We start from the raw sequence: 13,638 nt of genomic DNA, 5'->3' as shown, positions 1-13,638 counted from the left end.
GCTTTTATCCTTATTCGGGAAATCTGGTAAATTTCAAAAGGAACAGGGATAACAATAACACTCATCACTTGTATTTTCGTATGTGTTACCTATGCGCATATCTATACAAGTGTGGGGTATTGTTTATTTGTTCCTTAGGTTTACCAGAACCTCCCGATAGATAAACAGACGACTCCACACTTTCTTTTTTATGTATAACCTCATTTTAGGGAGTCGAAATGATATTATAAATAGGATGTTTATGGAAAAAATTTCGGCAATTCCCAAACCTGAAATTGGAGTTAGAATTCTTCTTTCCCAAGAAGTTGGTGTAAAAAAACACAATGAAGATTTTTTAATTCTAACAGTACTATTCTGTTTATTCATGTTATGTTGGATATTTGCGTTTTTAAATTTTATAGGAATAGATGTTTAATAATATAAACTTTGATTATATGGAAAACAATAATGAAATAAAAAAGATTGATTCTTCAATGGTTGAATGTCCCTTTTGTAAGAATGTGATAGAAGCTCCTTCTAAACCGGACGTTATATTCAAATGTCCCAAATGTTATAAGGAGCTTATTACTTATGATAAAAGTAATGAGCCTACACTAAATTATTCACAAAATTCCACAACTCTCAATTGTAAAAATATGTCCTTAATTTATTGTAAAGATTGCGGGAAGCAAATATCAGATAGTGCTTCAAACTGTCCATTCTGTGGTTGTTCACAAAATAACATCCCATCTAATAATAACGAAATTAGTCTAAGTTATCTGTTCGTCAGCTTCTTAATACCACTGATTGGTCTGATTTTGTGCTTTACTTCATGGAATCGCCATGAAGGAAAAACAAAATCTGCTTTGATAGGTACATTAGTCGGAATCATATTTACAGCAATACTTTATTCTATTATCTAAACATATTCATTCTCATGAATAATTCTGATAAGTTCATTTTATTTAGTATCATAGTTATAATAGGATTACTAATCATCTGGGGTGTTTCTTTTCAGAAAGATTATCTCCCTGAATTCAATCCCAATGCAAGTGAAGAACAAAAGACAAACTGGATTAAGGCAAAAACAAAAGAATATATTAAAAACAATTTGTACAATAATGAAGAATATATAGCATTAAAATGGGAAGGAAGTGGTTATACTGATGATTTAGGTCATACAACTACGTATAGCACTTTTCATATACCTTCCGTTGAATGGAATACATTGCGCCTTTCACATACATTCAAAATAATCAATAAAAAAGGTTGTGAATCTCATTATTGTAAACATATTGAATTTGACAAAAAAGGGAATATTACAAATTTTGTCAATCGTATTGATGGAGAAGATTATACAGGGATAGAACAAATTACAGGTATGATACAAGGTCCATTAAGAAATAGTAATAACGAGGAGCTTATAATATGGGGAGAGGATATAGTAAGAAAACATATTTCAGAAAATCTGAATAACTCACAAAAATATATTCCTATAGAATGGACACTATATACAAAATTAACTTTAGAACGAAAAGTCTTTGATGCGTTGGATTTTACATTTTCTTCTATTAAACAAGTTGCTGATTTTCATCCTAACTGGATACACGCAGCATTATGTATTGAGCATAAATATATAATAGAAGGAAGAGATGGATATAAGCAAACAAAGCACAGCGTATTCATAATATCTCCCAAAGGAAAAGTTAAAGAAGTTTCCTACGGATATTTCTCTATTAGTAAAAGTGCAGAGGAACAGTACAAGCTATTATTTACCAATTTTTATTGATATAGAATTTGTCATGCTTTAATATTATTGTTTATGAGAAAGTATATTTTTTTATTCCTGCTTTTATGTTTTACAACAAATGTTTTAGGACAAAATACGGAAAGTTCTCAAACGGAACAACATCAATTAGTTGAATGGTCAAAAAACTGTATCAAGGAGTTTTTCAATGCAGTATCATTATCGGATACTCTCATTCATGAACCTATTGAATGGATCTTAATTGTGCAAGACGCACGTTATCCCATAAAATTGAAAATGGAGGAGCAAAAAACAGACACACTTCGCGGTTGTATAAAACTTCTTGATAGCAGAGGAGTGTTTGACCAATATTTTGAAATATCAGAAGCCCCTGATGCATTTATAGCTGTATCATTGGTTCATAATATAAAATCCAAACGTACAGGTTTAAAAGTAGAATCAGGTGAAATTACATTCGTTCTTGATAATAAAGGAAAGGTATTGGAAATCAAGGACTATGTTAGACCTATGGCAATACGCCAAATGACGACAATGCTAGTGCTTGATAAGACAAAGCAACTATTAGCTGAAAACTTAGGTAAGGATATATTAAAGTTGGAATGGAAATTTCAATCTGATACTCAAAACTGGGTATTAGAAAATGATAATAAAATTATTTACCGATTGACACCTCTTGAAATTATCTATTTTGCTCAAAAATTTATGAGAAAAAGAAATTAGATTTATTTCTATTCAATCAATAGTTCGTTAAACATTTCCTTAACACTTATGCTACGTAAAGAATTGGAGAACTACATGACACATCACATAGAAGAACGAAAACATAACTTTCATCATTAAACTAATTTTATTTATATGAAACCAAGAGAATATGAAGAGTATATCCGAGAATTATTCAATAAACAAGGATATACCACTGAATTAACTCCACAAAGCGGAGATTATGGAATTGATATTTTTGCCACAAAAGGAAGGGAAAAGATAGCGATTCAAGTAAAAATGTACGGAAACTCTAGAAAAGTAAATAGAAGCATGATAATGGAGTTACATGGTACAAAAGATTATTTTGGATGCAATAAAGCTATTTTAGTTACCAATGGAGAAATCATGCCTGATGCTATAGAAGTAGCCAACCGTCTACAAATAGATTTGCAAATAATTGATTATCCTGACAAAACAACCAAAACAGCAGAAGGTACCCTTTATTCATCAGCCTCCCCCAAAAAAGTACAAGATATAGAATCTAAGAGCTCAAACATTTTTTTTACCAATGAGGAATACACGTTCGATTCCATTTGGGAAACATACATTATGCCACTCAAAGGGAAAACTTTGTATAATAACCGAGGAAAAGAAAATATAATCACAAACGTAGATTGGGCAGGAATAACAAGAATAACCTCACAAGGAAACCCAGGTAAAATTGAAATAGAACATTTCAAAAATGCCATTAAAATACTATTAAAAAAAGGAGAAATCACTCGGGATTATATCAACCAGAATTGCGTAAAACGAGCTTCTTCCGGTATTGTATTAATCTTGTCACAAGTACCATTCTTTAAGTTGGATGAAAACCCCTTAAGACTTACTTTTAAGTTGAAAGAATAAGTTTTACTTTCAAAAATGACAGTATCATACCTTGAAAAATGAACTTTAAGCGTAAGCACTCAGCCTGTTTCCTCTTTGATAAAATGAGATATTCGATGCGAAGGTTACGGACAGTGAAAGTGTAAACTACGAAAGTGTAAAGAAGCGATTTTCCCTTTTTTCTTTCATCGTTTAATGTAAAGTTTTCCAATTTTGATTTATCTTTGCCTCACTAATTAATTCAAGAAAAGTTATGATACTGAACGAAAGAGATGCCCGTCATGAGCATGTATTACAAGTAGCCCGCCAGATGATGACGGCTGCGCGTACTGCTCCGAAAGGAAAAGGAATCGATATTATCGAAGTGGCCCTAATCACGGATGAAGAGATTAAACAACTATCGGACACTATGATAGCTATGGTAGAAGAACACGGAATGAAATTTTTCCTTCGTGATGCCGACAACATCTTAAGTGCCGAATGTGTTGTATTGATAGGAACACGCGAGCAGACACAAGGCTTAAACTGCGGTCATTGCGGCTTCACCACCTGCGACGGACGTACCGGAGGAGTTCCCTGCGCATTGAACAGCATAGACGTAGGTATCGCCATAGGTTCCGCCTGTGCTATGGCAGCCGATTTGCGTGTAGACACACGTGTGATGTTCTCCGCCGGGCTGGCAGCACAACGCCTGAACTGGCTGAAAGACTGCAAGATGGTAATGGCCATTCCTGTAAGTGCATCTTCTAAGAATCCGTTCTTTGACCGGAAGCCAAAGCAAGAAACGAATTCATAATAATACGTAATGATGCGTAACAGGCACACTGACGACTGACGCAGACAATAAACTGATTTTATAAATAACCAAATAGATAATAGTCTAATGGGAATCATGGTTGGACTTCCCAGCCCAAGTGGCTCGGAGAAAGATTTGCAATTGAATTTCGGCAAAAACATGACCGTGCAGGTAGAAATGAGAGCCCCTCATTTGCCCGCCGAATGGCATACGCAGAGTGGTATACAGTTGACATGGCCACACGCCGGTACAGACTGGGCATACATGCTGGCAGAAGTGCAAGAGTGTTTTATAAACATAGCCAGGGAAATAGCGAAGCGAGAGTTACTATTGATTGTCACCCCCGAACCGGAAGAAGTGAAAAAACAGATAGCCGCTACCGTCAACATGAACAACGTCCGCTTTCTGGAATGTGCCACCAATGACACATGGGCACGCGACCACGGAGCCATCACCATGATAGACACCGGCACCCCTTCCCTGCTCGACTTTACATTCAACGGCTGGGGACTGAAATTTGCTTCCGAACTGGATAATCAAATCACCAAACAAGCGGTAGAAGCCGGAGCCTTGAAAGGCCAGTATATAGACCGCCTCGATTTCGTTCTCGAAGGAGGCTCCATCGAAAGCGACGGAATGGGCACACTGCTCACTACCTCCGAATGTCTGCTGTCTCCCCAGCGGAACGGGCGACTGAACCAGGTAGAGATAGAAGAATACCTGAAATCAACCTTCCACCTGCAAAAGGTTCTTTGGTTAGACCACGGCTATCTTGCCGGCGACGACACTGACAGCCACATCGACACTTTGGTACGTTTCTGTTCTACCGACACCATTGCTTACGTAAAATGCGACGACAAAGAAGACGAACACTACGAAGCATTACTCGCAATGGAGGAACAACTGAAAACATTCTGCACCTTAGCAGGAGAACCCTATCGCCTGTTAGCCTTACCGATGGCGGACAAGATCGAAGAAGACGGCGAACGCCTGCCCGCAACTTACGCCAACTTCCTGATTATGAACGAAGTTATTCTCTACCCGACATACCATCAGCCGGCAAATGACCAAAAAGCAAGAGAAGTGTTACAACAAGCATTCCCAGACTATCAAATAATCGGAATAGACTGCCGTGCCCTGATTAAGCAACACGGTTCCCTGCATTGTGTCACCATGCAATACCCATTGGGAGTTATAAAATAACGAATGAATCAACCAAGTAATTATTCATCATGAAAAAGATAAAAGTCGGAATCATCCAACAATCCAATACCGCAGATATTCGGGTCAACCTGATGAACCTCGCAAAGAGTATCGAGGCTTGCGCTGCTCACGGTGCGCAACTGATTGTGCTTCAAGAGTTACACAATTCACTTTATTTCTGCCAAACAGAAAACACCAACCTGTTTGATCTGGCTGAACCCATTCCCGGACCATCCACAGGCTTTTATTCCGAGTTGGCAGCCGCCAATAAAGTAGTCCTTGTCACCTCTCTTTTTGAGAAACGTGCCCCCGGACTATATCATAACACCGCTGTTGTGTTCGACCGCGACGGAAGCATTGCGGGTAAATACCGGAAAATGCATATTCCCGATGATCCGGCTTACTACGAAAAATTCTATTTCACTCCCGGAGACATCGGTTTTGAACCCATTCAAACCTCTTTAGGAAAGCTGGGCGTACTGGTATGCTGGGATCAATGGTATCCGGAAGCTGCCCGCCTGATGGCACTGAAAGGTGCGGAACTTTTAATTTATCCTACTGCCATTGGCTGGGAAAGCAGTGACACGGACGACGAAAAAGCCCGCCAACTCAACGCCTGGATTATTTCGCAGCGTGCCCATGCCGTTGCCAATGGTCTTCCTGTTATCTCCGTCAACCGTGTAGGACACGAGCCCGATCCTTCCGGACAGACAAACGGCATCCTATTTTGGGGAAACAGTTTCGTAGCAGGACCGCAAGGAGAATTCCTGGCACAAGCCGGAAACGATCATCCGGAAAACATGGTAGTGGAAATAGATATGGAACGCTCGGAAAACGTCCGCCGCTGGTGGCCTTTCCTCCGTGATCGCCGGATTGACGAATACGAAGGACTTACCAAACGCTTTCTCGATTAAAGTTCAATGCAGAAGTTCCCCAATAAAGTTCACTCCCAAAGACATAAGAGAGGATATTTATAAATATCACAACAAAAAAGGAGCTGTCTAACGAATTCTAAATATTGAAAATCACCCACGCTACAGATAGTTATAGCGTGGGTGAAATTATTAATAGGGACTTGTCAGACAGTCCCTATTATATTTATTATGTGGGAAATGTCTCTGCTACAATAAGGAAATAAGAAGGGCACAGAGTCAAAATCTAAATTTAAAACTCTGTGCCCTTTCTATATATTATATTTAATAACTATTTCATTGAAAAGTTATTTTCTTGTTGGCTAGGAAATTAGCTCCTCCATAAATAAACAATCCCAGAAATTGAGCCAGATATTCATTCATGTCCAGTCCTTCTACCAATAAGATAAGAAATAAAAACTGTGCGGTGTAAGCCACGGCAAAAGCAGAACAAAAGAGCAGTATCTGTTTCCAGATACTATTCTTTTTATTTTCTACAGGGAATATCCAGTATTTGCACCAGATAAAGTTATGGATTTGAGCTATCAGATACGCTGTTATATTAGCCACCATATAGTCGCCGTCAAATGACATTTCTTTCATCATTAACCATACAACCAACGCCATAATCAAAGCGTTCATTGTACCGATGACTATAAAACGGAATATGCGTACAGATTCTTTCACTCGCCCTCTTTCAAATCTACGATCAAATTCAGTTCATCAAGCTGGCTCTGGTCGATTGCAGAGGGTGCGTCCAGCATTACATCACGTCCGGAATTATTTTTCGGGAACGCAATACAGTCGCGTATAGAATCCAATCCTGCAAACAAAGACACCCAACGGTCGAGTCCGTATGCCAAACCACCGTGAGGAGGCGCACCATACTTAAAGGCATTCATCAGGAAGCCAAACTGTGCCTCTGCCTTCTCCGGAGTGAATCCAAGAATCTCGAACATCTTCGCCTGCAATTTCGCATCGTGGATACGGATAGATCCGCCGCCAACTTCCACACCGTTGATTACCATATCGTATGCATCTGCACGTACAGCTGCCGGGTCAGTGTCCAACATCGGAATATCTTCCTCTTTCGGATGAGTAAACGGATGATGCATAGCCATCAGGCGTCCTTCCTCTTCGCTCCATTCGAACATCGGGAAGTCAATCACCCAAAGGCAAACAAACTTATTCTTATCACGCAATCCCAGTTGAGCACCCATTTCCAGACGAAGCTCGCAAAGTTGTTTACGTGTTTTCATTACATCGTCGCCAGACAGAATCAGAATCAAATCACCCGGTTTAGCTCCGAATGCTTCTTTCATTTGCTGGAGCACCTCCTGCGCATAGAATTTATCTACACTCGATTTCACCGTTCCGTCGGCTTCCACACGGGCATAAACCATTCCTTTCGCACCAATCTGCGGTTTCTTTACAAATTCGGTCAATGCATCCAGCTGCTTGCGGGTATAAGTCGCAGCACCTTCGGCACAGATACCACCCACATAAGCCGCATTATCGAATACAGAGAATCCGTGACCTTTCATGATATCCATCAGTTCCACGAATTTCATGCCGAAACGCAAATCCGGTTTATCGCTACCATAATATTTCATGGCGTCCGCCCAAGACATACGTTGGAATGGTTCATTCAGTTCCACACCACGAAGAGTCTTAAACAAATGTTTAGCCATTCCTTCGAAAGTAGTGATAATATCTTCTTGCTCAACGAAGCTCATTTCACAGTCGATCTGTGTAAATTCCGGCTGACGATCGGCACGTAAGTCCTCGTCGCGGAAACATTTCGCAATCTGGAAATAACGGTCGAAACCGGAAACCATCAACAACTGTTTTAAGGTCTGCGGAGACTGCGGAAGTGCGTAGAACTGTCCCGGATTCATACGTGACGGCACCACGAAGTCGCGTGCGCCTTCAGGAGTAGAACCGATCAAAACGGGCGTTTCCACTTCGATGAAACCCAGACTATCCAGATATTTGCGAACTTCAATTGTCATTTTATGACGCAGTTCCAAATTGGAACGTACAGCGTTACGGCGTAAATCCAGATAACGGTATTTCATGCGGATATCATCCCCCCCATCCGTGTTATCTTCGATAGTGAACGGAGGAGTCATGGCAGTATTTAGTACGTTCAGTTCGGAAACAATGATTTCAATGTCTCCGGTAGGAATGTTTGCATTCTTGCTGAAACGTTCATTAACCGTTCCTGTCACTTGAATGACGAACTCACGTCCCAATTTATTAGCACGTTCACAGAGTTCAGCATTAATTTCTTCATTAAAAACCAATTGGGTAATTCCGTAACGGTCGCGAAGGTCAATGAAAGTCATCCCTCCCATCTTACGGCTGCGCTGTACCCATCCGGACAGCGTGACTTGCTTGTTTACATCAGAGATTCTAAGTTCTCCACATGTGTGCGTTCTAAACATATATTTTTTATTTAAACGATTATCACTCGCGTTTTTATTTTGATCGAACCAAAACTGCGCAAAAGTACGCAATAATTTGTAATTCGGTGTCAGTAATCCGTTATTTTATCAGACTTTCTTTGTCAGCTTTTTCAATATTTTCTTGTTTCTATCTGTTATATTGTCGACGATGGCTTCATTCATCAATTTGATACCATTCATATATTCCTGCGCTCTTTGGAGCACATTGGCTGCGTCCTTTTCCGATGCTCGTGGCACTACCACGCGCAATCCTCTTTGAATCAGTTGAATATTTACATTGGCATCCGTTTCCATGGGGTCACCATCAAAATGCACGACGCCCGGAGTAGTCCGGCGGATGCACAACTGTTTGCAGCGGAAAGTCTTGATACGGCTATTCTGATCGATTGTTTTATTGAATAATTGAAAGGCCAATGAAGGAACGTCCAATACGGTGAACGGTTCGAGAATGGTCACATCCAGCAAACCATCTGTCAGAGTGGCTTGTGGCGCGATATAAGCATTGTTTCCATATTGCGACGCGTTTCCGCAGGCAATCAGGAAGGCTTTATACTTGGAGACTCCGTTTTCCGTTTCCAGTTCATACGTTTCCGGCTCATATTTAAGACTTTCCTGCAGGGTTTTCTCCAGATAAGTCAATAGCCCCCGTTTACCGGCATGCGCAAACTTCAGACTGACAAACGCGTCGAATCCCACTCCGCAAGTGCAGAAAAAATCTGTACCGTTGATCTTACCATAATCTATCACATCCATGCAACCTTCGTTCAGCACTTCCAATGCTCTCTTCGGTTCCATCGGTATATGCAGATGCCTCGCCAGTCCATTGCCCGATCCGCAGGGAATAATTCCCAGTGCGGTATCAGTATGCACCAACGAACGAGCTATTTCATTGATCGTTCCGTCCCCACCGATAGCCACTACTATATCTGTTTTCTCTTCGGCAGCTTTGGCAGCTATTTCTACTGCATGACCGGCTCTTTCCGTATACACTACTTCCCAAGAGTATCTCGCCTTGTCTATTTTTTCGTCCAGCAAGTTAAGAATCAATTCTTTACTTTGTGTTCCCGAAATAGGATTGACGACGAATTTTATTTTTTTCATTCTTTCGTTCATGCTATTCTTGTCGATTGTAGACGACAAAAGTAATATAAATATCTTAAATTTTAATCTATTAGAGGTTTCTAATCATACGAGAGCAACTTTTTTCTCTTAAAAAGAACAGATAAAAGCAAATTTTGTTATCTTTGCCCCCTGTTTTTAAACACTTGTTAAGATAAAAGGATGTAAGATCGTCAGCGAACGATCTGAGTATGAGTATAAAAATTATAATTCATGGGATTATTACAAGAGAAGTTAGCTAAGTACGACCTGCCACAAAAGTTTATGGCACAGGGCGTTTACCCATATTTCCGTGAGATAGAAGGAAAGCAGGGTACAGAGGTAGAAATGGGCGGACACGAAGTGTTGATGTTCGGTTCCAATGCATACACTGGCCTTACGGGAGATGAAAGAGTGATTGAAGCAGGTATCAACGCCATGCATAAATATGGTTCCGGTTGCGCAGGCTCGCGCTTCTTGAATGGTACGCTTGACCTGCACGTTCAGTTGGAAAAAGAACTGGCTGCCTTTGTAGGCAAAGACGAAGCACTCTGCTTCTCAACCGGTTTTACGGTGAATTCCGGAGTTATTCCTGCTTTGACAGACCGCAATGATTATATCATTTGCGATGACCGCGACCACGCATCTATCGTAGATGGCCGTCGTCTCTCCTTCTCTCAACAATTAAAATACAAGCATAACGATATGGCGGATCTGGAAAAGCAACTTCAAAAGTGCAATCCGGATTCAGTGAAACTAATCATAGTGGACGGTGTGTTCTCTATGGAAGGTGACTTGGCAAACTTGCCCGAAATCGTACGCTTGAAACATAAATACAACGCTACTATCATGGTAGACGAAGCTCACGGCTTGGGCGTATTCGGAAAACAAGGACGTGGCGTCTGCGACCATTTCGGTCTGACTCACGAGGTTGATTTGATTATGGGTACTTTCAGCAAGTCACTGGCTTCTATCGGCGGATTTATCGCTGCTGATTCTTCTATCATCAACTGGTTACGTCACAACGCACGTACTTATATTTTCAGTGCATCCAACACTCCGGCTGCTACTGCATCTGCTCTCGAAGCTCTCCACATCATCCAAAATGAACCGGAAAGACTTGAAGCATTGTGGGAAGCTACCAACTATGCATTGAAACGTTTCCGTGAAGCTGGCTTTGAAATCGGTGCAACAGAATCACCTATCATCCCTCTTTACGTACGTGACACGGAAAAAACGTTTATGGTTACCAAATTAGCTTTTGATGAAGGTGTATTCATCAATCCGGTTATTCCTCCGGCATGTGCACCGCAAGATACTTTGGTACGTGTGGCATTAATGGCTACTCATACAAAAGATCAAATAGACCGTGCTGTAGAAAAGCTAGTTAAGGCATTTAAAGCATTGGATCTTTTATAATCTACGAAAAATATATCACTCATTATTGGGTGAATAAAATGAAGTCTGACACAAATCAATGTGCCGGACTTTTATTTTATCTTATTCACTTTTGAGTACTTCTGCTGGATTTTGCCGGGCGGCTTTCCACACGCGCCAGATGATGCTTAAGAAAATGACAAGGCCCATTCCTATAAATATAACTGCATATAACCACCATTCCATCGGTGTTTGCTTTATATAATTTTCAAGCCAATGCTTCATCATAGCATATCCTAGCGGAAAAGCAAAGAACGATGAAAGTACAAGTAAAAATAAATATTCTTTAAAGAATAGATTCAAGATTATTCCTATATTGGCTCCATTTACCTTGCGTATAGCTATTTCTTTACGACGTTGCTGACAGGATAAAGTCACTAACGAGAATATACCAAATACCGCAATTAATATACAAATAGCAGAAACCACACTCAACAGTTTGCACAATGTTCTCTCTGATTTCATGTAAGCGTCGTAAACTTCTTCAATATTAGACAACATCAATTCTGCATTTGGATTAACTTTATTCACTTCCGCTTTTATCTTTTCAGAAACAATATTCCAAGTTCCCTCTTTCACTTTGAATATAATACCTCCTCTGTCTCTACTATCTGGTAAATGAAACATAGCAGGAGCTACCGGATGTATTGGAGCATTATATGAAATATTTTTAATAACACCTTTCACTATACATTGCTTTCCTAATTTTCCCATTTTCTTTCCAATCGGTTGTGTCCATCCGAAAGCTTTCATAGCAGCTTCATTTATAACAACCATATCTTTTCCATCCTTTTCATCCAGCATACTTCCATTCAACACCTCTACTCCAAAGAAATCGGCATAGTCCTGATTAATCGTTTCATCTTCCAATTCAATATATTGTTCACTATCAGCGACCTTTCCATCCCATTCCTTTACCCTATATATTGAATAAAACATCTTAGGAATAGGTGTATGAAAACCATTCAAACATTCTGATACCTCTGGTATCTGACTTACAATTTCTTTGAAAGGGATATTTTCAGAGCAATAAACAACTGCTCCTACATTATGCCGTTCTATTCCAAGTTCTCTAGTATTTAGTAAGAAATGAAGTTGCATCATCATTACCAGAGTACAAAAAACAAAGCCTATACCGATAAACAGCTGAAATAAAATGCTACTCTTATAAAACCAGCCGGAGAGATGAAGATTGGATTTCTTGTTTATATTACTAAGTAGAGTTCGCCTACTAATATATCTTATAAGCAGAGATGCAAAACCAACTGTTACAGCAATCAATGATAGTATATAAACAAATATTTCGATATAAAAAAATGAAGCACCCTCATTGATTTGTGACAAACGTTTAAAAGTCGGCAGGATGAGTTCTATCAATACCAACCCTATTCCTGAAGATAAAATTAGTAATAAGACAAGTTCTGTAAGAAGTAAAGTGAGTAACCCACCATTTGATGAACCATTGACTTTCCTCAACGCTAACTCACGTTTACGCATCCGGATACGAGTTATCAACATTGTTAAATAATTACATATTCCACAAATTATCACCAAACCGCTAATACATGCAAAAAGACGAATATGATTCAACTTCACATTCACATCTTCCCTCGGATGACTACTCCGCAATGTGGATAATGGAGCAATAAGCGTAGAATTTGGATATTTATGACCATCTTGTTGTACTTCATATTCTGACAACCTCTGTTTCAATGCTTCTATATCACAGTTGGGATAAATACGAAAAAGCGTTTGGCATCGTTGGTTCCCCCAATTGGGGTTTGTATCATGAAATGGCAATAATATATCAAATGAAAACAAAGAGTGTCCTTCCCATGACTTTACAACTGCAACGATTATTTTTTCTTCGTTACTTTCCTCTAAAATCAAGTGTTTACCTATCGGAGATTCTTTCCCAAATATTCGCTTTGCCGTATTTTCTGTTATAGCAATTTCATCCTTTTTTAGCTGTAGATGGTTATCTCCATCCAATACTTTAATATTGAACATTGAAATGAAATCTGAATCTACCTCTATACGTCGTACCACAAACTCAACATCCTCATTCTTAATCTTTTTTTCATTCCAGTCATAAAAGATACGACATACTTTCTCTATCTCCGGACAATTCTTTGCCAGATAATCAGCTAGAAAACTAGATGAATTATAGGTAAATCCGTCTCCATAAAGACGAAAGCTACTGCCTGCCAGATAAATGCGATCGGCTCCCTCATGAAAATTATCATACGTCATTTCATAACGTATCCATAATACCGACAGCGCAAAACAGGTAAAGCCGACTGCTAATCCGATAATACTAACAAGACTTTGTGTTTTATACTTTATCAGATTACGAAAGGCTACTTTCAGATAGTGTTTTATCATGATATT

The 13,638-nt window shown here is 39.5% G+C and carries 12 protein-coding genes; 8 read left to right on the top strand and 4 right to left on the bottom strand.

What is annotated here, in order from left to right; genetic code table 11:
• The first annotated feature begins 241 nt into the window (after nucleotides 1-241).
• The 7 genes from DW862_RS25995 to DW862_RS18050 all read left to right on the top strand — a co-directional run bounded on the left by DW862_RS25995 (nucleotide 242) and on the right by DW862_RS18050 (nucleotide 6,247).
• Entirely contained in the window at nucleotides 242-415 is a 174-nt protein-coding gene (locus tag DW862_RS25995) for a hypothetical protein (protein ID WP_008640217.1), read from the top strand.
• 501 nt (nucleotides 416-916) lie between these two features.
• The gene (locus DW862_RS18075; protein ID WP_004312880.1) at nucleotides 917-1,768 is read left to right on the top strand and encodes a hypothetical protein; all 852 of its coding nucleotides are present in this window, start codon (nucleotides 917-919) and stop codon (nucleotides 1,766-1,768) included.
• A 33-nt stretch (nucleotides 1,769-1,801) separates the two neighbouring features.
• A complete protein-coding gene (locus DW862_RS18070) occupies nucleotides 1,802-2,467 on the top strand; it encodes a hypothetical protein (protein WP_004312881.1) in 666 nt (221 codons plus the stop codon).
• A 135-nt stretch (nucleotides 2,468-2,602) separates the two neighbouring features.
• Entirely contained in the window at nucleotides 2,603-3,355 is a 753-nt protein-coding gene (locus DW862_RS18065; RefSeq protein ID WP_120069741.1) for a restriction endonuclease, read from the top strand.
• A gap of 232 nt (nucleotides 3,356-3,587) precedes the next feature.
• On the top strand, nucleotides 3,588-4,130 hold the full coding sequence (locus DW862_RS18060) for a ferredoxin domain-containing protein (protein ID WP_118407558.1): 543 nt from the start codon (nucleotides 3,588-3,590) through the stop codon (nucleotides 4,128-4,130).
• An 87-nt stretch (nucleotides 4,131-4,217) separates the two neighbouring features.
• The gene (locus DW862_RS18055) at nucleotides 4,218-5,333 is read left to right on the top strand and encodes an agmatine deiminase family protein (RefSeq protein ID WP_118407559.1); all 1,116 of its coding nucleotides are present in this window, start codon (nucleotides 4,218-4,220) and stop codon (nucleotides 5,331-5,333) included.
• Between the two features lie 29 nt (nucleotides 5,334-5,362).
• Complete coding sequence (locus tag DW862_RS18050) at nucleotides 5,363-6,247, top strand: carbon-nitrogen hydrolase (RefSeq protein ID WP_015531126.1); 885 nt, start codon at nucleotides 5,363-5,365, stop codon at nucleotides 6,245-6,247.
• Nucleotides 6,248-6,541: 294 nt separating this feature from the next.
• On the opposite strand, the gene DW862_RS18045 is transcribed toward DW862_RS18050, so the two are convergent.
• The 3 genes from DW862_RS18045 to DW862_RS18035 all read right to left on the bottom strand — a co-directional run bounded on the left by DW862_RS18045 (nucleotide 6,542) and on the right by DW862_RS18035 (nucleotide 9,825).
• Entirely contained in the window at nucleotides 6,542-6,931 is a 390-nt protein-coding gene (locus tag DW862_RS18045; RefSeq protein WP_009041050.1) for a GtrA family protein, read from the bottom strand.
• Nucleotides 6,928-8,691, bottom strand: a complete 1,764-nt coding sequence (gene aspS, locus DW862_RS18040) for an aspartate--tRNA ligase (protein WP_008022394.1) — start codon at nucleotides 8,689-8,691, stop codon at nucleotides 6,928-6,930. Before aspS ends, DW862_RS18045 begins: the two co-directional genes overlap by 4 nt.
• Nucleotides 8,692-8,799: 108 nt before the next feature.
• Entirely contained in the window at nucleotides 8,800-9,825 is a 1,026-nt protein-coding gene (locus DW862_RS18035; protein WP_004312888.1) for a diacylglycerol kinase family protein, read from the bottom strand.
• Nucleotides 9,826-10,044: 219 nt separating this feature from the next.
• Between DW862_RS18035 and DW862_RS18030 the strand changes: the two genes are divergently transcribed.
• Nucleotides 10,045-11,229, top strand: a complete 1,185-nt coding sequence (locus DW862_RS18030; RefSeq protein ID WP_004312889.1) for an aminotransferase class I/II-fold pyridoxal phosphate-dependent enzyme — start codon at nucleotides 10,045-10,047, stop codon at nucleotides 11,227-11,229.
• Between the two features lie 81 nt (nucleotides 11,230-11,310).
• On the opposite strand, the gene DW862_RS18025 is transcribed toward DW862_RS18030, so the two are convergent.
• Complete coding sequence (locus DW862_RS18025; RefSeq protein WP_120069737.1) at nucleotides 11,311-13,632, bottom strand: ABC transporter permease; 2,322 nt, start codon at nucleotides 13,630-13,632, stop codon at nucleotides 11,311-11,313.
• Nucleotides 13,633-13,638: the final 6 nt, after the last annotated feature.

Source organism: Bacteroides sp. AM37-9, assembly GCF_003603455.1.
GTDB lineage: Bacteria > Bacteroidota > Bacteroidia > Bacteroidales > Bacteroidaceae > Bacteroides > Bacteroides xylanisolvens.
The sequence above is the reverse complement of the archived record's forward strand: the minus strand, read 5'-3'. Positions and strand labels throughout refer to the sequence as shown.

Coding starts and splice junctions, on each gene's coding strand:
- DW862_RS25995 (WP_008640217.1), top strand. CDS start 242: ATGGAAAAAATTTCGGCAATTCCCAAACCTGAAATTGGAGTTAGAATT.
- DW862_RS18075 (WP_004312880.1), top strand. CDS start 917: ATGAATAATTCTGATAAGTTCATTTTATTTAGTATCATAGTTATAATA.
- DW862_RS18070 (WP_004312881.1), top strand. CDS start 1,802: ATGAGAAAGTATATTTTTTTATTCCTGCTTTTATGTTTTACAACAAAT.
- DW862_RS18065 (WP_120069741.1), top strand. CDS start 2,603: ATGAAACCAAGAGAATATGAAGAGTATATCCGAGAATTATTCAATAAA.
- DW862_RS18060 (WP_118407558.1), top strand. CDS start 3,588: ATGATACTGAACGAAAGAGATGCCCGTCATGAGCATGTATTACAAGTA.
- DW862_RS18055 (WP_118407559.1), top strand. CDS start 4,218: ATGGGAATCATGGTTGGACTTCCCAGCCCAAGTGGCTCGGAGAAAGAT.
- DW862_RS18050 (WP_015531126.1), top strand. CDS start 5,363: ATGAAAAAGATAAAAGTCGGAATCATCCAACAATCCAATACCGCAGAT.
- aspS (WP_008022394.1), bottom strand. CDS start 8,691: ATGTTTAGAACGCACACATGTGGAGAACTTAGAATCTCTGATGTAAAC.
- DW862_RS18035 (WP_004312888.1), bottom strand. CDS start 9,825: ATGAACGAAAGAATGAAAAAAATAAAATTCGTCGTCAATCCTATTTCG.
- DW862_RS18030 (WP_004312889.1), top strand. CDS start 10,045: ATGGGATTATTACAAGAGAAGTTAGCTAAGTACGACCTGCCACAAAAG.
- DW862_RS18025 (WP_120069737.1), bottom strand. CDS start 13,632: ATGATAAAACACTATCTGAAAGTAGCCTTTCGTAATCTGATAAAGTAT.